Origin of the sequence: Flavobacterium sp. MEB061 (assembly GCF_000834715.1) — a bacterium.
Lineage (GTDB): Bacteria > Bacteroidota > Bacteroidia > Flavobacteriales > Flavobacteriaceae > Flavobacterium > Flavobacterium pectinovorum.
Window position 1 is genome coordinate 75,084 of sequence record NZ_JXQR01000028.1, and the last position, 24,086, is coordinate 99,169.

Sequence of the window (24,086 nt, forward strand, 5' to 3'; positions counted from 1 at the left end):
TGCGTAATTATATTGCGCATAAAAAACCTTTGTCAAAGTTTTAAACTTTGACAAAGGTTCTACGCATTTATTAAATTGGAATTTGGTCCCGATAGCTATCGGGATTAAAAAATTGAAATTTCTTAATCAACCCATTTATAATACCTCGCCCCAATCAAATTAGGAATTTCTTTTTCGATTCGATCCAAAACCCATTCGTTTTTAGGAGTTCTGATACTTTGTTTTTGCTCTTTTTTATGAAGGCTTTCATAAGTTTCAAAACCGATTTCGATGCTTTCTTCAAGATTTTCAAAAAGTTTGGTTTTTGCTAAAGCCGATTGCCAATTTGGTTGAATTGTTCCTTCAAAAACCTTTGATTTAGATCCGCTTCCATAAGCCAGAAATCCGAATTTTGTTCCGGTAACTTCTTTTTTAGTGTCATAATAATGTGCCAGAGTCGATAATAATCCCATGAAAATGGAACCAGTATAAAGATTGCCAATTAGCGATGAAGCCAATTCTGCAGGCTGTAGTTTCTCTGTTACAAATTTTTTGTACTCATCCGATTTTCCCACTTCTTTAATTTTATTCTGATAATCTGCAGGATCAATATTTTCTGCAATGATTTTGTCAGCATGATCTAAAGCATAAATTTCAGACAACATTCTGCGTCCCTGAAAAGAATATGGCAAGTGCATGATAATACTATTCCAGGTATTGTATAAAGTTTCTGTTGTATTTTTTAATTTCTTAAATGAAAAGTAAGCATTTCGCGTACGGTCCATATAACATTGATTCGAATATTGACCGTCAAAAACAGGCTGGTCTTTATGAACTTCAATTTCAGCTTCTAAATTATCAAACCACGGATCGTTGTTTCCGTTTTTTGTAATCGTTTCTTTTGATATAGTTCTGTAAGGTTTGAAAAAGTCAAAAACTCCTTTTGTACTTGTTGCCCAATTTTCATCAAAAGCAATAATTCTTGGGTTCGAAGTTACTAACATTGCCAATGCTCCGGCGCCTTGTGTATATTCTCCGGTTGAATTTAAATCGTATTTTGCAAAATCTGTCGTAACTACAATTGCCTTTTTTGTCGGATTCAGTTTTACAAAGTCAATGCAATTTTGCAAAGCGTCAACACCGCCAATACAGGCAAAAGTAAAATCGACAACATCGCATTCGGCAAGAGAATCTTCGCCAAATTTTTGTTCCATTAAATTAATTAAATAAGAACTGATAGGTTTTGAACTATCGATGGCGCTTTCGGTACCAACATAAATCCGGCTAATCTCTTTAAGGTTTATTTTGTGGTCAAGAATAAGTTTAGTTAAAGCATTTGCTCCAAAAACAACCGCATCCTGATGGACGTCCGGTAAAGTCATTTTAATTAATCCAAGACCTTTTTCTAGTTTTTCCGGTTCAATATTTCTGGCAACAGCCAAAGTTTTTATAGGTAAATGTATGTTGGCTACATCAAATGATATAGCGTCTATTCCTGTTTTCATTCTGATTTTTTTTGAAGCTGATAAAGGTAAAATTATGCAATGGAATGACCATTTTTTTCGGCTACAAAATTACGATGATGGAACACTTTTGAAGAAAATAAATTAAATGTTTGATTAAAATAGTAATTTCATAAAGTTTTATGAGAGTCAGGTAACGGCTATTACTGTTAAATAATTTCTGTAAAGCGTGCGTTTTTAGATTTTTATAATAAAATTATTTGATATTAAGTATTTTTTATACGTAAAAATACGTATTACGTAGTCTATTTTAAAATCATTATAAATAACAACGAAATGGTTGTAGTTCTTTGTTAATTGACTTATTTTTGTCTAATTTTTTAAAACAAACTACTTAAACACTTATGGCACAATCTGCACTATTGAATGCTTCCATCTTAAAGAAAGTGGCTATGGCTCTTTCGGGAATATTCTTAATCACGTTTTTAGCGCTGCATGTTACCTTAAATTTCATTTCTATTCTTAGTGAAGATGTTTTTAACGAAGCTTCTCACTTTATGGGTTACAATCCGCTAATTCAATATGTAATGCAACCTGTTTTGGCATTCGGAGTAATTTTCCATTTTGTTATGGGATTTGTACTTACTGCTCAAAATAGAGCTGCTAGACCAATTGCTTATGCAAATTACAACGGAGCTGCAAATGCTTCATGGAGTTCTAGAAATATGATTATTTCCGGATTGGTTATTTTAGCTTTCTTAGGATTGCACTTTTATGATTTTTGGTTTCCTGAAGTTGCTTATAAATATGTAAACGGAACGGCACCTGATGCTACAAGATATTATGGAGAGTTAGTTCATAAATTTCATAGTCCGGTTAGAACAGGATTGTACTGTGTGTCTTTTATTCTTTTAGGATTTCACCTTTGGCATGGATTCGCATCTTCTCTTCAATCAGTGGGAATGCACAACAAATACTCAAGATTTTTAGCAAAAGTAGGTTACTGGTTCGCTGTTGTAGTACCGGCTGCTTTCGTGATTATCGCATTATTTCATCATTTCAATAATTAATATAAATTATAATGGCATTAGATTCAAAAATTCCACACGGCCCAATATCGGACAAATGGACAGATTATAAAGATCATATTAATTTAGTAAATCCTGCTAACAAACGTAATTTAGATATTATCATTGTTGGTACAGGTTTGGCTGGAGGTTCGGCTGCGGCTACTTTGGCTGAGCAGGGATATAACGTAAAAGCTTTCTGCTTTCAGGATTCACCTCGTCGTGCGCACTCTATTGCAGCACAAGGGGGAATCAATGCAGCAAAAAATTATAAAGGTGATGGTGACTCTGTTTACAGATTGTTCTACGATACTGTAAAAGGGGGTGACTACCGTGCACGTGAAGCAAACGTTCACCGTTTGGCTGAAGTTTCGGCAAATATTATTGACCAGTGTGTGGCTCAAGGAGTTCCATTGGCTCGTGAATATGGCGGACTTTTAGATAACCGTTCTTTTGGAGGAACTTTAGTTTCTCGTACTTTTTATGCACAAGGACAAACCGGACAACAATTATTGTTAGGAGCTTATTCTGCAATGAACCGTCAGATTGGTCGTGGAAAAATAAAAATGTACAACCGTCACGAAATGCTTGACATTGTTATCGTGAACGGAAAAGCGAGAGGTATTATCGCTCGTAACTTAATTACAGGAGAAATAGAAAGACATTCTGCTCACGCAGTAGTAGTTGGTTCTGGAGGATACGGAAACGTATTTTTCTTGTCAACAAATGCTATGGGAAGTAACGCAACAGCAGCTTGGAAAATTCATAAAAAAGGAGCGTTTTTCGCAAATCCTTGTTACACACAAATTCACCCAACATGTATTCCGGTTTCTGGAGATCACCAGTCAAAATTGACTTTGATGTCTGAATCATTACGTAATGATGGTCGTATTTGGGTTCCTGCAAAACTAGAAGATGCTAAAGCTATCCGTGAAGGAAAGAAAAAAGCAACTGATTTATCTGAAGCTGAAAGAGATTATTTCTTAGAAAGAAGATATCCAGCTTTTGGAAACTTAGTGCCTCGTGATGTGGCATCTCGTGCTGCAAAAGAAAGATGTGATGCCGGTTTTGGAGTTAACAAAACTGGAGAAGCGGTTTATTTGGATTTCGCTGCGGCTATCAAACGTTACGGAACTGAAGAAGCTTTCGTAAAAGGTTTAGATGCTAATGATGCTGCTTTGGTAACAAAATTAGGAGCTGAAATCGTGAAAAGTAAATACGGAAACTTATTCCAGATGTATTACAAAATCGTTGACGAAGATCCTTATACAACACCAATGATGATTTACCCAGCGGTTCACTATACAATGGGTGGAACTTGGGTTGATTATAACTTAATGACTACAATTCCGGGATGTTTCTCAATTGGAGAATCTAACTTCTCTGATCACGGAGCAAACAGACTTGGAGCTTCTGCTTTGATGCAAGGTTTAGCTGATGGATATTTCGTATTACCTTATACTATTGGAGATTATTTAGCTCCGGATATTAAAATGGGAGAAATTTCTACAGATTTACCAGAATTCGTAGCAGCAGAAAAAGAAGTAAAAGATCAAATCGATAGATTTATCAATAATAAAGGAACTCATTCTGTAGATTATTTCCACAAGAAATTAGGAAAAATCATGTGGGATAAAGTAGGTATGGCTCGTAATGCTAAAGGTTTAGCCGAAGCTATCGAAGAAATTGCCGCTTTACGTGAAGAGTTTTATAAAGATGTAAAAGTTCCTGGAAGCGCTAACGAATTTAATCAGGAATTAGAGAAAGCAACACGTGTTGCCGATTTCTTAGAGTTAGGAGAATTGTTCGCAAAAGATGCATTGCACCGTAATGAATCTTGTGGAGGTCACTTCCGTGAAGAATACCAAACAGAAGAAGGAGAAGCACTTCGTGATGACGAAAACTTTGCATATGTAGCAGCCTGGGAATACAAAGGAAAACCAAGCGATGCCGTATTACACAAAGAACCTCTGGTTTACGAAAACATTAAATTAGTACAGCGTAGTTATAAATAGTATTCTGAAAAAGTCTAAATACTTATTTCTTAATACTTAAAACTTATAGAAAATGAAACTTACATTAAAAATATGGCGTCAGAAAAACGCCCAGGATAAAGGGGGAATCGTTGAATATCCAATCGACGGAATCGAACCAGATATGTCTTTCCTTGAAATGCTTGACGTTCTTAACGAACAATTAATCAACAAAGGAGAAGAGCCAGTAGCATTTGACCACGATTGTCGTGAAGGAATTTGCGGAATGTGTTCTTTATTTATCAACGGAGAAGCACACGGACCAGACAGAGGAGTTACAACTTGTCAATTGCACATGCGTATGTTTAAAGATGGCGACACGATTTTTATCGAGCCATTTAGAGCAAAAGCTTTCCCGGTAATTAAAGATTTAGTTGTTGACAGAAGTTCTTTTGACAGAATTCAACATGCTGGTGGATTTATTTCGGTAAATACTTCAGGAAATACAATCGATGCAAATACAATTCCGATTAACAAACACGATGCAGATAAATCATTTGATGCTGCTGCTTGTATTGGTTGTGGAGCTTGTGTTGCGACTTGTAAAAACTCATCGGCAATGTTGTTCGTTGCTGCAAAAGTATCTCAATATGCTTTATTGCCACAAGGTAAAATTGAAGCTGTTGATCGTGTATTAAACATGGTACACCAAATGGATCACGAAGGTTTTGGTAACTGTACCAACACTGGGGCTTGCGAAGTAGAATGTCCGAAAGGAATTTCTCTTGAAAATATCGCACGTATGAACCGTGAATATTTATCTGCAAGCTTAAAAGGATAATTTTAAGAAATAGTTTTAAATAGAAAAAACGCATTCATTAATTTGAATGCGTTTTTTTATGTCCGTATTTTAATGTTAATAATATTATCTTTAGTCCCGAAATCATACCAAAAACAAAATACATGAAAAGAATTTTACTTATTCTGATGCTTATTCTGGGCATTAAAAATTACTCACAAGTTGCGATAACGGCTTCCTACAGAGGAGCAAATGAACCATTTGAAAAAGGGGAACTTGAAAAATTTAAAGCTACAACTACGATTTTTGTTTTACCACAATTAAACAAGAAAGAAGATTACGAAAAAATTTTGAAAGAAGTTTGGACAGTTACTCCTTATAAGGTTGTTGATTTTAAAGATTTTAAAATGACAGATTATGCCGATGGTAAATATTCAATTGCAAAATTCATTGGAGATATTACTACAAGCGGAAAAGGCACCGTTTATATTCATACCAATTTTGCAATACGAATTTTGGATAAAGAAAAATTCGATAAAGGATTTGCCAAACTAAAAGTAGATGACAAAAAATATAATAGAAAATTGAGTGAACTTTTCAGAGAAAATCTAACTTATATAGCAAGATTCCCGCTTAGCGTTAATAATAAATTTTTAGTAGACGCGATGGCAGGAGCCGGATCAGATGAAAAAATTGGCAGCCTTTATGATAGAATGTATACAGATCAAAGTTTTACAAATACTAATTTGGGAATGTTGAAAAACTATTTTCAGCAGATAAACCAAATTATCAGCAAAGGTGAACATACCGGACTTTATGATGATTTTGTAACTCCTGAAGTTAAGAATCTAAAAGAAAATACACTTTATATTCCGGAAGCTTATATGATGGAGTATAATCCATGGAAAGGAACTGAAAAACTTAGAGATGAAAAGGATCTTAAAAAACTGGTAGAAGATTACAAATACAAATATCAGTTTATTAGAGATGAAGATCTGGAAAAGAAGATTATGAATAATGAAGATATACTCTATTTACGATACGTAAGTATGAACGGTAACAAATTTTTAGATGTTGTTAGCGCTAAAACAGGGAATCCGGTTTATTATTTTTATGGTGCAGGTTTTGCGTATAATTTAAAAGATGACGATTTTAAAAATATTAGTAAAGCAATATCTAAATAGATTTCCATAACAAAAGACGCATTAGCTACAGCAAATGCGTCTTTTGTTTTTATTCATAATACAATTGTGAAGTACTAATTTCCTCTTTCTCTTTTCCTTCCTGCTGCATAAAACAGCTTAAAGTTGTTCCGCCAATTTGATCAAAATAGCTAATGTTTATCTTATGAAAACCCTTTTCGAGTTTTACAGCGCCATACGCTTCATTTAGCCAATGAATACCGTCATTATTCACAACTAATTCATTATCGATAAAAAGCTTCGATCCGTCATCTGAAAGCGTCGAAATCGTATAATTTGCCGTTTCCGGAATATAAATATATCCGTCGAATTTTAAGCCAATATAGCGCTCTGTTTTTGACTTCCATTTTTCGCTGCTAATTGAACCTTCAAAAATGCCTGAATTAACAGGTTTTATTAATTCTAAATCCTGAACCTGCTGAAATAAAGTTCCCGTGAAATAATGATATTTTAAACCTTTCTTGGTTGGTTTTATGTTTAAAGCCGATTTCAGATCCGGATTTCGAACTACTATTTTATTGATAGAACTTCTTCGTCCACCCGAATTAATCTGAACAATTTTTATAATGCGATATTCTCCTTTCGGAATATTTATCGTTACGGGTTTTGTATAAAGTTCTGCGGTTTCATCTGGATTATAACCATCAATCGTATAAAAAATTTGCCCGTTTTTGATAGTTGGTTTTAAATCCAGAACATATTTTGATGCGATTAAAGCGGTTTCGGTCGAGCCGAAAGGCGATGGAACTTTATACAATCTTTTTTGTAATTCCAGTTTTTCCAAATGATGCGGAATTCTATCTAAAACAAAATTATTATAGTTTTTGTTTCGTGGTTCTGTCCAGGCAATTTCTGCCAAAGCAAACATTCTCGGATAAAGCATATAATTTAATTTAGCCGGACTTGTTAAATATTCCGACCAAAGATTAGACTGAACTCCCATAATATATTTTTGTTCTTCAACCGTTAAACTATCCACCGGAGTTGGATTGTAATTATAAATTTTCTCAACTGTTGTTAATCTTCCAATCGTTAAAGGTTCATTTGGTGAATATCCCTGATTATAATCCAGATATAAAACCTGTTCCGGATTCATAATTACGTTGTGTTTTTGTCTTGCGGCGCTAATTCCACCCGCTTCTCCTCGCCAGGACATTACGGCTGCGTTTGGTGCAAGTCCGCCTTCGAGCATTTCATCCCAGCCGAGAATTTGTCTTCTGTTTGCGTTTAGGAATTTTTCTATTCTTGTGGTTAAATAACTTTGTAATTCATGTTCATTTTTCAAACCTAAATCTTTGATTCGTTTTTGGCAATTTGGGCATTCTTTCCATCTTGTTTTTGGACATTCATCTCCACCAATATGGATGTATTTACTCGGAAACAAAGCCATAACTTCTGTCAAAACATCTTCCAGAAAAACAAAAGTTTCCTCTTTTCCCGCGCAGAAAATATCTTCAAAAACACCCCAATATTCAACCACTTTATAATTTCGGTCTGGAAAACACGATAAATTTGGATAAGCAGTTACAGCGGCAGTTGCATGACCGGGCATTTCGATTTCGGGAATAATGTTTACATAATGTTCTTCGGCAAACTTTACAACGCCCTTAATTTCTTCCTGAGTATAAAATCCTCCGTACGGATTTCCGTCAAAAAAATAGGGTGATCTTTCAAATTTATTTCCAACTAAAGTCTGTGCTCTTTTAGATCCGACTTCGGTTAATTTTGGATACTTTTTTATCTCAATTCTCCAGCCCTGATCGTCAGTTAAATGCCAATGAAAGTTATTTATCTTATAACGGGACATTTGTGCTATAAAATCCTTTATAACATCAACCGAGAAAAAATGACGACACACATCAAGGTGAAGCCCGCGGTAGTCGTATCTGGACTCGTCTTGGATGGTTACGCAAGGCAATTTTATTCCCTGATTTTTGAGTTGGTTTGGAAAAAGCTGTAATAAACTCTGAACAGCATAAAATAATCCTTCTTCACTTCCGGTAACGGTAATTTTTTTTGCCGTAATATTGATTTTATACGCTTCTTTTTTTAATGAAGTGGAAGGATTTTGAGCAATAAACAAAACGTCAATATTGCTCTTTTTCGAAGGCACATTTTTGTTGATGGCCGATTCAAAAATCTGTGCCGTTTTTAATTCTTTTGCACTAAACTTATTCTTTTCAAAAACTACTTTTATTTGTCCATTAAAAAAAATACTATCGCCGGTTGCTTTATAGAAATTTGGAGCAGGAATTATCGAATTGTTATTAGAAGCAATTTGAGCATTTCCGAACGAATAACAGAATATCAAAAAGAGAAATATACTTTTTTGCATGGTTACTTTTTTGGTGGTTAAACAAATTTAAGGTTTGTTACATAAAGTTGCATTTTTTTTGCAATACTTAATTTGTTATAAAAGTCTTTAAATTAGGTGTGTTAACTTTTTTATTACGTTGTGTTATAATTTGATTCGCAAGAATATTGCATTTATTGTTTACATTTGTTCAAAAAAAAGAATTCGCATGAACAACGATAATGAAGTGATAAATTATAGCAAGGAAGAACGTAAAAATCTTATTTTAAAAGAGATTAACTTGCATACCCGCGTAAGTTTTGAAACACTTTCGGCTAAATTATTTGTTTCAGAAGATACTGTCAGACGTGATATTAATGAACTTGAATCAGAATCTTTATTGATTAAGGTAAAAGGCGGTGCGATGACAAAAGCGTACCATCATTCTTCATCCAATCAAACGTATGCAGGCGAATCAAAACAAATTATTGCACAAAAAACGCTAGGTTTACTTCATGACGGCATGGTTTTATTAATTGGCGGCGGAACTACAATTCGTGAATTCATTCGCTTAATTCCTAATGATTTAAATCTTACTATTTTTACTGTTACTGTTTTATCTGCGGTTGAACTTCTGGACAAACCCAATGTGAAAATCATCATGATTGGCGGCAGCATTTCATCTTACAGTCAAATGTGTGTGAGTGGCGATGTTTATAATCAATTGGCAAATATTAAAGTCGATTTATTAATCTTAGGAACCAATGCTTTGGATATCGAAGGCGGATTCTCAGATTCTGACTGGGAAACCGTTCAGGTAAAAAAAGCAATGATTCAGGCTTCTCAAAAAACAGCGATTCTAACTATTTCTGAAAAATTGGATACCGTTCTAAAAATGAAAATTGCCAATTTATCTGAGGTTGATTACGTTGTCACGGAAGTTGATCCTAATGACGCAAAATTACAGTCGTATAAAAAGGCAGTTCCAAGTTTAGTTTTTATCTAATAATATAAAAAAGTTTGCCACGAATTTCTCTAATTACCACGAATTATTTTGATTGTACAGATTAAAAAATCTGTGTAAATCTGTGGCTAATTCCTAAGCAATTTCAAAATAAAAAATTAGAGAAAATTAGAGAAATTCGTGGCAAAAAAACAATTTTCATATTCCTTGCCGAATATTATCTAATCCCAATTCTTCATTAAAAAATTAATCCAGTTCTGGTGAAAGATTTTATTTAAATCTTCATCAGAATATCCGTTGTCTTTAAAAATTAAAACCAATTTTTGCAAATCGGCAATCGTGTTTAAATCATACGGAGATTGTTCTGTACCAAAAGCGCCATCCAAATCTGAACCTACGCCAATATGATTAGCATTTCCGGCCAATTGACAAATGTGATCCATATGTTTGAAAACTGTTTCAAGATTGCACTTCATTCCCAAAGGTGTAGAAACGCCTCTTTCCCAATTCGGAACCAGCATCCACGCATCTAAAGCTCCGCCAATAACAGCCCCTCTCGAAATCAAAGCTTTTATCATTTCATCACTATATTGACGATTGTGATCCACCAGACTTCTGCAATTGTTATGACTCGCCCAAACGGGTCCGTTATAATGATCGAGAGCCTGCCAGAAAGCATCGTCGCATAAATGTGTTGCATCCAGAATAATATTCAAACGTTCCATTTCTTTCAATAAATCAAGACCGTTTTGATTCATTTTTCCCGTTGCATCTGTTCCATTTGCGTAGCGTCCCGGGCCGTAATGTGCCGGACCAATCGCGCGTAATCCGTAATTGTATGCTTTTTCTAAATACGAAATATCAATAATAGAATCGGCACCTTCTAAACTTAAAATGTAACCAATTGGTTTTTTATCGTTTGGCGTTCCGTCATTCCATAAATCAATTTGTTTTTGAAGTGATTTTTTATCTGTAATCGCTGTAATTTCTCCGGCTTCTTCCATTGCTTTATACCACGAAAGTTGGCCTTGCGTTTGCGCCCAGGCTTGTTCGGGAGAATTCCAACCTGGAATAATACTGTCGGGTTTTACAAACCTTGCAATTTGAGTAGCGACTACAATTCCAATATTCCCGCGTCGTAAATCTGGGAAAGAAACCGTGGCGCGTTCGCGATCCGGTTTATCAGTCATTCCTTTTTCGAGATGGCGCAAAGTGGGAACGTCATTTCTTAAATCTCGATTCCATTCCATCGCATTCATGCTCAGGTCTAAATGGGCGTCTATTATAAACATAGTATTTTTTTAAGGCACAAAGGCTCAGAGGTTCTCTACAAGTGTTATTATGAGGTCTATTCTCTTTCTTCTTTGCTCTATTTTCTATTCTTTTTATCTTTATTCTCCTTTTTCTGCTGCTAGATATTAATTTTTCTGCTTCGCGCGACAACCAGCCATTGATCGCAAATTTGATGTTCTTTGTTGATGACCTGAACAGAATCGTAAAGTGCACAGGTTGGGCAAACATGATACGGCTGGGCATAAACGGTATCGCCAATTTTATATTGATTTTTCCCCCGATTTTCTACAATCAAATGTTCTTCTGAATGCGAAATCGGAATTAAATTTTCATCATTTAAAATCACCAATCTTTTATCAATCAGATTTTCTGATGAAACGGCTTTGTATCCGATATCAACACAAAACGTTGTATTTGTTGGTTTTGAAATTACAGTTCCTACAATAACCAAAGCAGGTTTAAACTCCTGTTCTGGTAAATTAATCTGATAATTAGAATCCCAAAAAACAAAAGTTCCCGGACTGGATTCTACATTTTCCTGAGTCGCATAAAACGGAAAAGTATTTGATCCCCCGGCAACGATTTTTAATTCGTAATCTGTTTTTTGCTGAAGTATTTCAATCTCTTTTTTAATAATTGAAAAGGAGTTTGAAGCTTGAATATTTCGTTCTTCAACAGTTCCTTTTATGTGACCGTCGTAAATATGAAAGCCTTCAAAATGAATGTTTTTTAATGCAATAATTTCAGAAGCTAAATCAATCCATTTATCAGAAATTGAAATTCCCGTTCTGTTCATTCCTGTATTTAGATCGAGAAAAATATTTAGAATCAGGTTATTTTTTTCAGCAATTTGATTTAAGGCTTTAGCCGAATCTAAATTGTCGACAATAGTCGAAAATTGAATATTTGGATATTTTTGAAGCAACGAAATCCATCTTTCTTTTTTTGCACCAACAGGCTGATAGGCGAGAATCACGTCCGGAATTTCATGAATCGCCGCAAGTTCGGCTTCGGCAATCGTGGCGCATTTTACTTTTTTGATGTTGTAAATTTTAAACAACTCCAGAATTTCGCCTATTTTATGTGTTTTGATGTGAGGCCTTAATTTTTGAGTGTCGCCGTTTACTGCACCAATAAGGCGTTCGAGATTAAACCGGATACGATCTTCGTAAACGGCCAAAAATGGAGTGTCGGGACGAGTTTCGGAATTAATTTTCCACCAATTTTTTTGCATAATCTAGTTTCTTGTTTTTTCTACCACTTCAATTAAATTTTGAAAAGCCTGAAGTGATTCTTCATAAGTTAAATTCAAAAGCATTTCTTTCGAAAATAAATTAGAACCAATTCCAACACAAACAACGCCGGATTTGAACCATGATTTCAGATTACTTTCTTCTAAAGTTACGCCTCCGGTTGGCATTATTCTTAAATTCGGAAACGGCGCTCGAATCGCTTTTACATAACCTGGTCCGCCAATTTTATCGGCAGGAAAAAGTTTGACAACATCGGCGCCTAATTTATTGGCGTGCAATATTTCGTTTAAAGTTGCTGCGCCCGGAATCCAGTAAATATTATTTTTGAAACAATAATTACCAATTTCAGGATCGGTATGCGGACAAACGATACAATCTGCGCCCAATTGATGAAATGTTTCGGCATCGTCAACGCTTAAAATAGAACCAACGGCAATTTTTACATCTAAATTATTTGCTTTTTTAAAGGCAACCATTTGAGTGAAAACTTCTTTAGCATTATCTGCACGAGCAGCAAATTCGATAATTTTTATACCGGCATCTGCGGCGGACTGCAGCACAATTTTGGCTGTCTCGATATTGATTTGTGTTACTAACGGAAGTACGCCTTGTGCTTTTAAAATGCTGTACATATGCTTAATTATAATTTTATCTATTGATTCTGTTACTCGCGCCATTTGCAATAAAATGACTTATTTCTGTTGGATTGCTCATGGCAAAATCTCCGTGTATACTTTGTTTGATTACGCCGCAGGCTGTTGCCCAGTCGATACATTCCTGTGCCGATAATTTATTGGATAATCCGTATAATAATCCTGCGTTGAAGGCATCTCCGGAACCAATTTGATCGGTTACCAAATGTATTTTGTATTCTTTTGTTTCGTAAAATTTGTCTTCGTGAAACAACATTCCTTTGTATAAATGCGCCAGTCCGTCTGATTTTCTAAAACTCATGGCAAGGGTTTTCAGATAAGGCATTTTTTCTTTTAATAACTCAAATGTTTTCTGAAAACGATCGGCATCCGATTCATTTTTATCGGTTTTTATTCCGAAGTAAATTTCAATTGCGTCTAAATCTGCAACGGTTATGGTGCTGTATTGAAGCAAATCGGGCATAATTTCAGACGGATGTTTTCCGTATTGCCATAATTTGGATCGGTAATTAAAATCGGAAGAAATCGGCAATCCTTTTTTATGTGCCGAAAGAATGGCTTCTTTACAAACCAAACCAGCTTCGTTTGAAACGCCCGGACTTATTCCAGACCAGTGAAAATGAGTTACATCGGCGAAAGCCAAATCCCAGTTAATCTGATCTTTCTGAATGGTTGCAAAAGACGAATTGCTTCGGTCGTAAATAACCTGCGACTGTCTGATTTGGTTTCCGGCTTCGACAAAATACAATCCCAAACGTTCTCCGCCATAAACACATTTTGAAGTGTTTACTTTGTATTTCTGCAATTCGTTTAAGGCCAATTGCGCCAAATCATTCTCCGGTAATCTCGTAATATAATCGGTTTGAATGCCGAGTTGAGAAAGTAATACACAAACATTAGCTTCGGCTCCGCCAACATGAACTTTAATATCACTGGCCTGCGTAAAACGATTTCCATCTGCAACATTCATCCGAAGTAATAATTCTCCGAAAGTTGCAATTCTTGTTTGTGGTGTTGTATTCATATTTTTTGTTTTTTGCCACAGATTAAATATTTTACCATTAAGAGATTAAGAAAATTAAGCTTGGCTTAATAAAACTTATCAGGTTAAGAAAAATTAAGCTTGGCTTCTTAATAAAGCTTAATGTGTTATGGTTTAACTGAATTAAACATTCAATGTTTTTTACCATTAAGAGATTAAGAAAATTAAGCTTGATTTAATGAAACTTAAAAAAGGTTAAGAAAAATTAAGCTTGGCTTCTTAATAAAGCTTAATGTGTTATGGTTTAACTGAATTAAACATTCAATGTTTTTTACCATTAAGATATTAAGAAAATTAAGCTTGATTTAATGAAACTTAAAAAGGTTAAGAAAAATTAAGCTTAGCTTCTTAATAAACTTAATATCTTAATGGTTCAATTAAATAATCTGTGCGAATCTGTTTAATCCGTAAAATCTGTGGGCTAAATTCTTTAAATCTAATATAATTCGAAAACAGCTTCAACTTCTACGGGAATATTATCTGGTAAAGACCCCATTCCTACGGCGCTTCTTACGCCGATTCCGTTTTCTTGTCCCCAAACTTCAGCGAACAATTCGCTGCAGCCGTTTATTACGTAGGGATGTCTAAGGAAATCGCCGTTGCAATTCACCATTCCCAATACTTTTATAACTCTTTTTACTTTGTTCAGGCTTCCAAAATTGGTTACAATGGTCGAAAGCATGGTTAAGCCAACTTGTCTTGCGGCCAGTTTTCCTTCTTCAATATCCATATCGTCGCCAATTCTCCCGATAATTAAAGATTTGTCGTCGCGAACCGGACCGTGACCAGAAAGATACAAATACTTTCCGTCGACTAAATAAGGTTTATATATACCAAGAGGTTGAGGCGCTGGCGGTAATGATAAGCCAAGGGTTTCAAATTTTTCCTGAGGCAATAAATTCATGATATTAATGTATTATAGAGTTTAAAATAAAAACGAAAACAATTCCCAAAACAGATACCAAGGATTCCATTACGGTCCATGATTTAAAAGTATCTTTCAGGCTGATATTAAAATATTCTTTGAACATCCAGAAACCCGGATCGTTTACATGCGAGCACATCAAACTTCCAGCTCCAACAGATAAAACTAATAAGTTGGGGTCGAGATTATTAGTTTGTAATAAAGGCAATAAAACGCTCGCAGTCATTAATCCCGCTGCGGTTGCTGAACCTACACAAACCCTGATAATTGCCGCCATAATCCAGGCAAGTAAATAGGGATGAATGTTGATTTGGGTTAAGGTTGCCACGATCGTTTCGTTGACACCGCTTACGATCATTACTTCTTTCAGACTTCCGGCGCCGCCAACAATTAAAACAATCAGGGCTACATCTTTTATGGCAATGGCATAATCATCCATTACAGAAGTTAGACTTCGGTTCATTCTGATTCCTAAAGTGTAAGTACAAATAAGCAATGAAATTAGCATAATGATACTGGGTTCGCCAACAGTTTTGCAAATGTTAACCAAAGTTTCATTATCAGAAAGTAATGGTAATATTGAAGTAAGCGTTAATCCGAAAACGGGAAATAAGGCAGAAAATAAACTAGTGAAAAAACTCGGCAATTTACCTTCGTTGACTACTTCTTCGACATTTAAAATTTCATGATCTGATTCTGTTCTGATGTTTTTTAATAAATTCGAAAACAATAATCCCGCAATAAATATTGTTGGAACCGCAATGATGATTCCGTAAACTAAAACAAGACCGATATCAGCATTTAAAATACTACTTAATGCCATTGGAGACGGATGTGGAGGCAAAAAACCGTGCGCAACTGAAAGCGACGCAAGCATAGGGATTCCCAGATATACTTTTGATAGTTTAAATTGGTGGGCTACTGAAAAGATTAAAGGTACTAACAAAACAAATCCAACACTATAAAACAGTGGTATCCCAACAATAAATCCGGTAATCATTAAGCCTAAGCGGACATATTTTTCGCCTGTCCATCCCATAACTGTTTTTGCAATAACATTGGCTGCGCCCGATGAAACGGTAAGTTTACCAATGCAGGTTCCGAAAACGATAATCAGCGTAATCGAACCCAACATTTCGCCCAAACCTTTTTGTACCGTTTGCGATAAGGCGTTTATTGGCAGACCTAAAAAAAGACCTGCCAGTAAAGCTGTTATGATAAAGGCAATAAACGGATTGATTTTAAACCAGGCAATTTGAAGGATCAAAAATGCAATGCATGCCGTAAGAATTAATATGCTCATTTATTCTTTTAATTAAAAATTGAGAATTAAAAATTAAAAATCTTTGAAACTATGTTTTATGTCTTTAAATTAATTCAAGTTTGTAGTCCCTACGGGACAAAAAAATGGCACAAAAAAATTAATTTCTACCAATATGTAATCTCTCCGAGATATTTTTTATTACTCCGTTAGGAGTTAAATATTGGTAGAATAACGAAAGGCCCACCCTGGAAATATTCCGTAGGGATTATACTTTTTTAGCAGCCAACTTATTTGTTGAATTGTTAAACTAGCAACTTAAATTATTTGCAAAAAAAACATTTACTATTATTTATCCCACCAAATTCTTGTCGTGAAATTATCTTCACCCTGACGTTTAACCGCTTCTGCTAAGTTAGCTGAATTGACTGAATATTCGCTGGTTGGGTATTTGAAACGTCTTGGAATTGTGCCGTTTGTGACATTTCCGGGAAAGTTTACCGGAACTAAAACCGGATATCCTGTTCTTCTCCAATTGGCATAAACTTCCTGCTCGTCTACAAAAAGGGCGATCCATATTTGAGTATGAATTTGGTTCATTTTATCTTCAAAAGACCCGGCGGTGTTGAATGGATTTGCGATTAAATAAGGCGTTGCATCTGCAATTGTGTACGCTGTTCCGTAAATTCCCATGTTTAAAAATGAAGCTTTTACACCTTTTTCATATAAAGCCTGATCGGTTTCTCCGGTGTACCAGCCTCTTGCAGCAGCTTCGGCTAAAAGGAAATTAGTTTCGGCATTGCTTAAAACCATAATTGGTGCATCATATCTAAAAACAGTACTTTGATTTGGTTCAGAATAAGTGGCTTGTTCTATAGGCGTTGGTGCTATTTTTGTTCCGTTCGGAAAACCTTTTTGTACCGCAAGACTTGTGTTTTGAACCGTTCCTTCCCAAACTCCTGCATAAACACTAATTCTAGGATCGGCAGTAGCCTGAAGTAAATCAATAAATGTTTTGGCTAATTTTCCGCCTTCTACATTTCTCTGTCCATAAGAACCTGCAGTAAAATCTTGTTTTCTGGAATCAAAACCAACCGGATTTCTGTTGATATCATTCGGTCCGTCTGTATATTTCATAATGGCATTGTCGGCAGTATTCAAAATTACACCGCCTGCAATTGCTTTATTTGACCAGGTTTGTGCCAATGCCGGATCAACTTTTGTTAATCGCATAGCCAAACGAAGCATTAACGAATACGAGAATTTTTTCCATTTTGCGACATCGCCGTTGTAGATAAAATCGGCATTGCCAAAAGTTGGTTTTGCAGGATCTAATGCCAAAGCAGCTTCGTCTAATTCCTTTAGTAAATCTTTATAGATAAATTCCTGCGTATCGTATTTTGGCAGAAATATTTGCGTGCTGTTTGCTTTTGCAGCTTCTGTATACGGAATATCTCCGTATAAATCTGTAATTCTGTGATATAAATATGCTTTCCAGATTCTGGCAACATTCAGTTTATTGCTGTCGTTTTCATTGCCTTTTACGGCATCAATTACAATTTCGGTTTCATTTAAGGCCGTTGGATAAACCTGATTGAAATAAGCCGAAAAATAAACTTCATTGCTCAAATATTTATCTCCAACTCCGGATGCTTCTTTATAAGTGGCATAATGCTGTAACATTCCGCCGCACTCCAAAATATTCGTAGCAAAATAATTATTGTTTAAACCGTCTAAAATAGATTTGCTGAAAATGAAATTCGGGTTTGGTTTTTCAACAACATTCGGGTTCGTATTTATTTCTTCAAAATCTTTGGTACAGCTTGTCATACTTGCTAAAAGTACGCCTGTGATATATAAAATGGTTATCTTTTTCATGTCTTTTAATTTTAGAATTTAACGTTTAAACTTAAACCGAAACTTCTTGTTTTTGGCACTCCAAATTGTTCAACACCTTGTGCATTTCCTGCACTAAATACAGATTCGGGATCTACGTTTGGTGTTTTCTTGTAAAGAATGAATAAGTTTCTTGCTACGAATGAAAGAGAAGCGCCCTGAAGTTTAGACAAACCTTTTATTTTTTCAATTGGCAACGAATAACCCAAAATAATTTGTCTCAGTTTGATGAAACTTGCATCGTAAACAAAAGTGGACGAGATGTTTCTTAAACCGTCATAATAGGTTCTCAAATTTTCAGGAGCAATAACCATATTTACCGGGTTTCCGTTTGTGTCAACTCCGGAAATTGGCAAACCTGATTCACGACCTTCAAGTGTTAATTTGGTTAAACCCATACGAGTTCCGTACAAATCAGTTCCGGAGTATAAGCTTCCGCCGAATTTCCCATCAATTAAAAAGCTGAATGAGATATTTTTGTATTTGAATTCATTGCTAATTCCCGCTCCCCAAGGATGAACTCCCTGACCTAATTCTTCAAGCGGACCTTGTGCTATAGTTGCAGAACCGCCACTTACGTTATAAACTGTATTTCCATCTGCATCAACACGAGGTTTGTATCCTTTTATGATACTGTATGGACGACCAACATCACTTGCAATTGTTACGTAACCGTTTACAGAAGTTGCCATTGTGATCGAGTTTAGCTGATCTGTAAGTGCTTCAACAGTATTTTTATTGTATGATCCGTTGAAAGTAGCATCCCACGAAAAGTTTTTATTGTTGATGATTTTTCCGGTAAGCAAAAGTTCAACACCTTTATTTCTCATTTTTCCAAGGTTCAATAAAGCTGTGTTTGCTCCTGAAGCTGTAGAAATTGTAGTTTCGACAATATCATTTGTAGTGGCACGATTGTACCATGCAAAATCTATATTTAAGCGATTATTAAAAAAACCTAAATCAGTTCCAATCTCAAATGTTGTAGAAGTCAACGGGCTTAAAGTCGAATTTGGAACTCTTGAACTTGTCGGACCTTGCAATTGCTGACCGTTGTGTCCTCCTTGAATCATTGAGTAGGATTGATTCAATGCGTACGGATCAGGAGTTGCGCCACCAACCTCGGCCCAGGAAGTTCTAAGTTTTGCAAATGAAACAAATTCAGGCATTGTAATAATATCCGAAACAATGATACTTGTTCCTACAGACGGATAAAACACTGTATTGTTTTCTGCAGATAAAGTCGAAAACCAATCCTGACGACCTGTAAAGTTTAAGAAAACGATGTTTTTATAATCTAAATCGACAGCGCCATAAACAGAGTTAGTTTTTGTTTTTCCATAAGGATAACTATAAGCCAAAGTCGATAAATTGCTCAAAGCATAAAAATCATCCAGTACAAAATTTGATCCTTCTACTTTAGTTTCGTCTCTAAGCGTTGTTCTTGAGTTAACCCCAACTAATGCATTTAAAGAGAATTCTTTATAAATGTTTTTCTTGGTATAATTAAGAATTGCTTCTGAGTTTAAGTTGGATAATTTCATTCTTGAACCCTGCGCATATCCAACCGGATTGTTTAAAGTTGTTTTTGGGATGTATCCGAAGAAATCATAATCGGTATAATCCTGACCAATTCGCCCTTGAAGGAATAAATCACGGGTAAAATTTAATTTTACGTTTACCATTCCGATGAAACGGTTTTTAGTATCATGGTTTTTAATTTTATTTACCACAAAATAAGGGTTTGTAGCAACGGCAACCGGGTTCCATGCTTCTTCAACACCATTTGCATCATAGCCCGGGGCAAGATTTCTAATGTCGACAGTGTTTGCAATCATGTAAGTTCCCCAGTTGGCATTTGCTTCAGCATCAGAAACGGTAGGTCTGTTTTCTGATTTTTCTAAATTATATTGTGTTACAACATCAAACTTTAACCAGTCTGTTAAGTTAACATTCCCGGCAATGTTCAGCGTTTTGCGGTTAAAACCTGAATTTGGCAAAACACTTTCATTGTCCATATTCGAAAACGAAAGACGTCCTGTAGCTTTTTCATTTCCACCAGATAAAGCAATCGAATTGATAAAAGTTGTTCCTGTTTTATAGAAATTTTTAATATTATCTTTTTGCGCTACATAAGGTCTCGCAACACCATCAAATTGAATAACATTGCTTCCGTCCATTTTTGCGCCCCATGACCAGCGTCCGGCAGCAATGGCTTCGGCTTGAGTTGTTGGCTTTAGACCATTTGCTCCGGAACCATATTCATATTGCCAATCCGGAGTAATAGATGGAGTTTCAAAAGTAAAAGAACTATTGTACTCAACGCCAATTCCTTGTTGTGCAGCACCTCTTTTTGTCTGAATCAAAATGACACCATTAGCAGCATTTGCGCCATAAAGAGCCGCAGCCGTTCCACCTTTAAGAACCGTAATAGTTTTAATATCATCCGGGTTTATAACCGAAGTTCCGTCGCCTCGGTCCACATTTATTCTTGTTGATCCGGCACCGTTTCCAATTCCCGGTAAATTCAATTGTGTATTATCAATCGGCAAATCATTTACCACATACATCGGTTGGTTATTTCCGTTTAAAGATCCGTTTCCACGAATCACAACTCTGCTCGATCCGTTTGGTCCCGTTGCAGTGCTGCTTACGTTTACACCGGCAATTTTTCCAACTAATGCGTTGGCTATATTAGTTTCTTTTGCTTTTGTAAACTCAGTTCCTTTAAGTTCTGTTACAGCATATGCGACAGATTTGCTGCTTTTTTTAACTCCAAGTGCGGTTACCAAAACTTGTTCCAGAACATTTTCTGCAGGTTTTAGTCTGATTACTAAACTTGTAGTTTTAATTAAAGCAAATGATAAAGTTTCATAACCCATGTACGTTACAATAATATGGGCTTCGTTTTCCGGAACAGTTAATTTAAATTTTCCGTTTTCGTCTGATATTGTTGCGATTTTATTATTGCTTTCTGCATAAATAGTAGCTCCGGCAATTGGCATTCCGTCATCCTGGCCTAAAATCTGACCCGAGATTTCAACCTGATTGCTTTGTTGTTCAAAAAGATGCTTTTTTATTGCAATCTCTTTGGCGTTTGCGGAGAAGATGATTCCTCCGATAAACACTAATGAAATTAGCCTTGTTTTCATAATTTTTTTTTGGTTAGTTGTTTTTTTGGTTTTGCATTGATGTTCAAATATATATAAATATTTTTCACACCTGCATTTTTTTTGCATAAAATGCATTTTTTTTGCAATATTTTTTACCGGACTATTTTTAATTTCGAAAAGAAGTGTGATTTTTAGAGGCGTTTTGAGAAAATTTTGCAGAATATGCTTTTTCTGCAAAAAATAATTTTCATATTAAAATTCGTATTTTTGAATTATGAAAATTGCACTTATACAATCAGATCTTTATTGGGAAGATGTTTCTAAAAATAGAAATGCTTTCGAATCGAAAATAAATCAAATTGATTCAGAAGTTAATTTGATCGTTTTGCCCGAAATGTTTTCTACCGGATTCACCATGAATGCTTTGGCTGTAGCCGAAACCATGCAGGGCGAAACTGTTTTGTGGATGCAGGCAATAGCAAAACAGAAAAATTGTGCAATCACGGGAAGTTTGGTAATCACCGAAAATGAACAGTTTTATAACAGAATGTTCTTTGTTTTTCCTTCCGGAGAAATTCAATATTACAATAAAAGACATTTGTTTACGCTCGCCGGCGAAGATAAAACCTATACTGCCGGAACCGAAAAAGTGATTGTTGATTATTTGGGCTGGAAAATTTGCCTGCAGGTTTGTTACGATTTAAGATTTCCGGTTTTTGCCCGAAATGTAGAAAACTACGATTTACTTATATATGTGGCCAACTGGCCAAAAGTGCGCACAAATGCCTGGGATATTTTGCTTAAAGCGCGCGCTGTAGAAAACCTGAGTTATGTTGTTGGCGTAAACAGAATAGGTTTGGATGCCAATAATTATGAACATATTGGGCATTCGCAAGCCGTTGATTTTTTAGGAAATTATATCCTCGAACCACAAGAAACTGAAAATGTTTTTGTGGTCGAATTGGATAAAAATGTTATGGTTGAAACTAGAAAAAAACTAGATTTTCTAAGTGATAAAGATACTTTCGAAATTAAAATTTAGCTAACTATTTTAGCTTAAGTAAATTAATACAGGATTTAAATAAAAATAACACGAATTACACAAATTTGCACAAATTACATTGTGAATGTTTTTGGTGAAATTAGAATCAATTTATTTTGTAATTTGTGCTAATTCGTGAAATCCGTGTCAAATTTCTGCTAGACTGAATAGTTTAATTTAGAACGCTTTTTTCTTTTTCTGTTCTTCTTTTTTCTTCTTGTCGGTTTCTTTTTTCTCGACTTCAGGATTATACGGAATACTTAAATCGATAGTTTCATCGACATCCCAATTGGTTCGAACATCGATTTCTTTTTGATAATAAAATACTTCCTCAGCGTAGGTTTTATTTAAGAAATTACCTGAATCATATATTTTGTTTTTATTATCATCATACGTTATTCGCAGCGTAAATGATTCCGGCTGCAACAAATCAAACTGAAGTTTTGTGTTTCCTTCAGAATAGTCGCTGGCCAATACAACATCTCCTTTTTTATTGGTTATTTCAACAATGATTGGAAACCTTTTTACGTTTTTCAAATTCAAAACCAAATTTCCATAGTCAGCATATTCCTTTGTTGTTAATTTATACGATAAAGTGTCGTTTACGTTATCGTAAAAATCAGTCAGAGCACCCGGTAGAAAAGTAAACTTGTATTTTTCTAATGGTTCTTTCTTAAAATCAACATATAATTTTTGTTCCAGTTCATTGTATTCTGTTGTAAAATCTACATCAAGCGAATCTTTATTGATTAATTTAATTTTCGACTTATCAAATTTTACTAATGGCGTTGCAGTTTCTAAAGTAAACCTGTCTCTAAAATTAATAACCCCGTTTTGTACTGCTGTTATATTTAAAGTGTCTTTCTTTTGATCCTTAATTTTAAAAGTAAATTTTTTATTATAATTCTCTTTTGTTACTTCCAGCTGTAACGAATCTGCTTTTAAAGGTTTATACCAAACCTGCAAAGAATCTTTTTTAGGAAATTGTGTTACAATAGTTTCCAGTATTTCATCATTGTTTTTAAGAACAATTTTTGGTTGGGAAAGTTTGAAATTCTGTTTTCCTTCATACGGTAAAAACAACCTGTTTCCAGAAGCTTGTATTGGTTTTAAAGTTTTTAGAGGTAGTGTTTCTTTAAATAATTCTAATTCAAACAGCGTGTCATTTGGTACGGTAATAAAATGTTTTATAAACCCAATTTTATCATCTTTAGGATTAAATTTATTGTTGCTGCCTTTATCTTTCATGGCTACCAAAAGATATTTTCCTGCTTTTAAATTTTCAAGTTTAAAGGTTCGCAAACTGTCTAAAGTATTCGTAATATATCTGGGAAGATCTTTATAAACTACAGAATCTTTGTATTTGTCATTTACTTCATACAGCATTACCGAAACAAAATTATCGACATTTTTTTCGTAAGCATCTTTAACAATACCGCCAATAGAAAGCGAATCGATATAAGGGCCGGTCGAAAAAATGTATTTAAATTGGTTCATCGCATTACCTTCATTATTGTCTGTAATACTTTGCCCGAAATTAAAACTGTATGTTGTATTAGGTTCTAAAGTGTCTTTGATTTTTATCGTTAAAACTTTGCTGACATTTGTTGGCGTAATAAGAGGCTCGTGTTTCATTGGTGGCGAAATAACAAGCTGTTTGTTAAGGTTTTTAAGCTTAACATATTCATCAAAATTTAAGACGATTTGATCTCCTTTAAAATTAGTATTGAAGTTTTTAGGCGAACTTGAGCTTAACACAGGCGCCAAAGTGTCTTTTAATCCGCCGGTAATGCTGCCTCTTTTGGCACAGCTCATCATTAACAATACTAATAGAAATAAAATATATTTGAAGTTGTTTTTCAACATAACTG

General features: G+C 35.0%; 17 protein-coding genes. 6 read left to right on the forward strand and 11 right to left on the reverse strand.

Annotated features, from left to right (window positions below; genetic code table 11):
* Nucleotides 1-122: 122 nt before the first annotated feature.
* Complete coding sequence (locus RT99_RS14845; protein ID WP_042565540.1) at nt 123-1,484, reverse strand: hydroxymethylglutaryl-CoA synthase family protein; 1,362 nt, start codon at nt 1,482-1,484, stop codon at nt 123-125.
* Nucleotides 1,485-1,846: 362 nt separating this feature from the next.
* Between RT99_RS14845 and RT99_RS14850 the strand changes: the two genes are divergently transcribed.
* From RT99_RS14850 to RT99_RS14865, 4 genes are all read left to right on the forward strand, one after another.
* Nucleotides 1,847-2,512, forward strand: coding sequence for a succinate dehydrogenase cytochrome b subunit (locus tag RT99_RS14850; RefSeq protein WP_042565541.1), 666 nt, complete (start codon nt 1,847-1,849; stop codon nt 2,510-2,512).
* 11 nt (nt 2,513-2,523) lie between these two features.
* Nucleotides 2,524-4,524: a fumarate reductase/succinate dehydrogenase flavoprotein subunit gene (locus tag RT99_RS14855; RefSeq protein WP_042565542.1), complete on the forward strand. Its 2,001-nt coding sequence runs from the start codon at nt 2,524-2,526 to the stop codon at nt 4,522-4,524.
* A gap of 52 nt (nt 4,525-4,576) precedes the next feature.
* Entirely contained in the window at nt 4,577-5,323 is a 747-nt protein-coding gene (locus RT99_RS14860) for a succinate dehydrogenase/fumarate reductase iron-sulfur subunit (protein ID WP_042565543.1), read from the forward strand.
* A 122-nt stretch (nt 5,324-5,445) separates the two neighbouring features.
* Nucleotides 5,446-6,465 carry a hypothetical protein gene (locus RT99_RS14865; RefSeq protein ID WP_042565544.1) on the forward strand — a complete coding sequence of 340 codons (1,020 nt, stop codon included), beginning with the start codon at nt 5,446-5,448 and terminating at the stop codon, nt 6,463-6,465.
* A 49-nt stretch (nt 6,466-6,514) separates the two neighbouring features.
* Here the strand turns inward: RT99_RS14865 and RT99_RS14870 are convergent, their stop codons facing one another.
* The gene (locus RT99_RS14870) at nt 6,515-8,818 is read right to left on the reverse strand and encodes a family 20 glycosylhydrolase (protein ID WP_042565545.1); all 2,304 of its coding nucleotides are present in this window, start codon (nt 8,816-8,818) and stop codon (nt 6,515-6,517) included.
* A gap of 187 nt (nt 8,819-9,005) precedes the next feature.
* Here RT99_RS14870 and RT99_RS14875 point away from each other — a divergent pair, with 187 nt between their 5' ends.
* Nucleotides 9,006-9,782 (forward strand): DeoR/GlpR family DNA-binding transcription regulator, encoded by a 777-nt coding sequence (locus RT99_RS14875; protein WP_042565546.1) that lies wholly within the window; start codon nt 9,006-9,008, stop codon nt 9,780-9,782.
* Between the two features lie 179 nt (nt 9,783-9,961).
* On the opposite strand, the gene RT99_RS14880 is transcribed toward RT99_RS14875, so the two are convergent.
* The 8 genes from RT99_RS14880 to RT99_RS14915 form a co-directional block, all read right to left on the reverse strand.
* Nucleotides 9,962-11,032: a dipeptidase gene (locus RT99_RS14880; RefSeq protein WP_042565547.1), complete on the reverse strand. Its 1,071-nt coding sequence runs from the start codon at nt 11,030-11,032 to the stop codon at nt 9,962-9,964.
* Between the two features lie 119 nt (nt 11,033-11,151).
* A complete protein-coding gene (locus RT99_RS14885) occupies nt 11,152-12,267 on the reverse strand; it encodes a D-TA family PLP-dependent enzyme (protein ID WP_052483696.1) in 1,116 nt (371 codons plus the stop codon).
* A 3-nt stretch (nt 12,268-12,270) separates the two neighbouring features.
* Nucleotides 12,271-12,918 carry an aldolase gene (locus RT99_RS14890; protein WP_042565579.1) on the reverse strand — a complete coding sequence of 216 codons (648 nt, stop codon included), beginning with the start codon at nt 12,916-12,918 and terminating at the stop codon, nt 12,271-12,273.
* 16 nt (nt 12,919-12,934) lie between these two features.
* On the reverse strand, nt 12,935-13,963 hold the full coding sequence (locus tag RT99_RS14895; RefSeq protein ID WP_042565549.1) for a sugar kinase: 1,029 nt from the start codon (nt 13,961-13,963) through the stop codon (nt 12,935-12,937).
* Nucleotides 13,964-14,417: 454 nt separating this feature from the next.
* Nucleotides 14,418-14,885 (reverse strand): RidA family protein, encoded by a 468-nt coding sequence (locus tag RT99_RS14900; protein WP_042565550.1) that lies wholly within the window; start codon nt 14,883-14,885, stop codon nt 14,418-14,420.
* Between the two features lie 4 nt (nt 14,886-14,889).
* Complete coding sequence (locus RT99_RS14905; protein WP_042565551.1) at nt 14,890-16,209, reverse strand: GntP family permease; 1,320 nt, start codon at nt 16,207-16,209, stop codon at nt 14,890-14,892.
* A 306-nt stretch (nt 16,210-16,515) separates the two neighbouring features.
* Nucleotides 16,516-18,045 carry a SusD/RagB family nutrient-binding outer membrane lipoprotein gene (locus tag RT99_RS14910; protein WP_042565552.1) on the reverse strand — a complete coding sequence of 510 codons (1,530 nt, stop codon included), beginning with the start codon at nt 18,043-18,045 and terminating at the stop codon, nt 16,516-16,518.
* 11 nt (nt 18,046-18,056) lie between these two features.
* Nucleotides 18,057-21,212, reverse strand: coding sequence for a SusC/RagA family TonB-linked outer membrane protein (locus tag RT99_RS14915; protein ID WP_042565580.1), 3,156 nt, complete (start codon nt 21,210-21,212; stop codon nt 18,057-18,059).
* A gap of 235 nt (nt 21,213-21,447) precedes the next feature.
* On the opposite strand from RT99_RS14915, the gene RT99_RS14920 reads away from it, so the two are divergent.
* Nucleotides 21,448-22,215: a nitrilase family protein gene (locus RT99_RS14920; RefSeq protein WP_042565553.1), complete on the forward strand. Its 768-nt coding sequence runs from the start codon at nt 21,448-21,450 to the stop codon at nt 22,213-22,215.
* A gap of 177 nt (nt 22,216-22,392) precedes the next feature.
* On the opposite strand, the gene RT99_RS14925 is transcribed toward RT99_RS14920, so the two are convergent.
* The gene (locus RT99_RS14925; RefSeq protein WP_042565554.1) at nt 22,393-24,081 is read right to left on the reverse strand and encodes an Ig-like domain-containing protein; all 1,689 of its coding nucleotides are present in this window, start codon (nt 24,079-24,081) and stop codon (nt 22,393-22,395) included.
* Nucleotides 24,082-24,086 lie beyond the last annotated feature (5 nt).

Excerpts from the sequence above, each read along its gene's own strand:
- RT99_RS14845 (WP_042565540.1), bottom strand. The coding sequence starts at position 1,484 with ATGAAAACAGGAATAGACGCTATATCATTTGATGTAGCCAACATACAT.
- RT99_RS14850 (WP_042565541.1), top strand. The coding sequence starts at position 1,847 with ATGGCACAATCTGCACTATTGAATGCTTCCATCTTAAAGAAAGTGGCT.
- RT99_RS14855 (WP_042565542.1), top strand. The coding sequence starts at position 2,524 with ATGGCATTAGATTCAAAAATTCCACACGGCCCAATATCGGACAAATGG.
- RT99_RS14860 (WP_042565543.1), top strand. The coding sequence starts at position 4,577 with ATGAAACTTACATTAAAAATATGGCGTCAGAAAAACGCCCAGGATAAA.
- RT99_RS14865 (WP_042565544.1), top strand. The coding sequence starts at position 5,446 with ATGAAAAGAATTTTACTTATTCTGATGCTTATTCTGGGCATTAAAAAT.
- RT99_RS14870 (WP_042565545.1), bottom strand. The coding sequence starts at position 8,818 with ATGCAAAAAAGTATATTTCTCTTTTTGATATTCTGTTATTCGTTCGGA.
- RT99_RS14875 (WP_042565546.1), top strand. The coding sequence starts at position 9,006 with ATGAACAACGATAATGAAGTGATAAATTATAGCAAGGAAGAACGTAAA.
- RT99_RS14880 (WP_042565547.1), bottom strand. The coding sequence starts at position 11,032 with ATGTTTATAATAGACGCCCATTTAGACCTGAGCATGAATGCGATGGAA.
- RT99_RS14885 (WP_052483696.1), bottom strand. The coding sequence starts at position 12,267 with ATGCAAAAAAATTGGTGGAAAATTAATTCCGAAACTCGTCCCGACACT.
- RT99_RS14890 (WP_042565579.1), bottom strand. The coding sequence starts at position 12,918 with ATGTACAGCATTTTAAAAGCACAAGGCGTACTTCCGTTAGTAACACAA.
- RT99_RS14895 (WP_042565549.1), bottom strand. The coding sequence starts at position 13,963 with ATGAATACAACACCACAAACAAGAATTGCAACTTTCGGAGAATTATTA.
- RT99_RS14900 (WP_042565550.1), bottom strand. The coding sequence starts at position 14,885 with ATGAATTTATTGCCTCAGGAAAAATTTGAAACCCTTGGCTTATCATTA.
- RT99_RS14905 (WP_042565551.1), bottom strand. The coding sequence starts at position 16,209 with ATGAGCATATTAATTCTTACGGCATGCATTGCATTTTTGATCCTTCAA.
- RT99_RS14910 (WP_042565552.1), bottom strand. The coding sequence starts at position 18,045 with ATGAAAAAGATAACCATTTTATATATCACAGGCGTACTTTTAGCAAGT.
- RT99_RS14915 (WP_042565580.1), bottom strand. The coding sequence starts at position 21,212 with ATGAAAACAAGGCTAATTTCATTAGTGTTTATCGGAGGAATCATCTTC.
- RT99_RS14920 (WP_042565553.1), top strand. The coding sequence starts at position 21,448 with ATGAAAATTGCACTTATACAATCAGATCTTTATTGGGAAGATGTTTCT.
- RT99_RS14925 (WP_042565554.1), bottom strand. The coding sequence starts at position 24,081 with ATGTTGAAAAACAACTTCAAATATATTTTATTTCTATTAGTATTGTTA.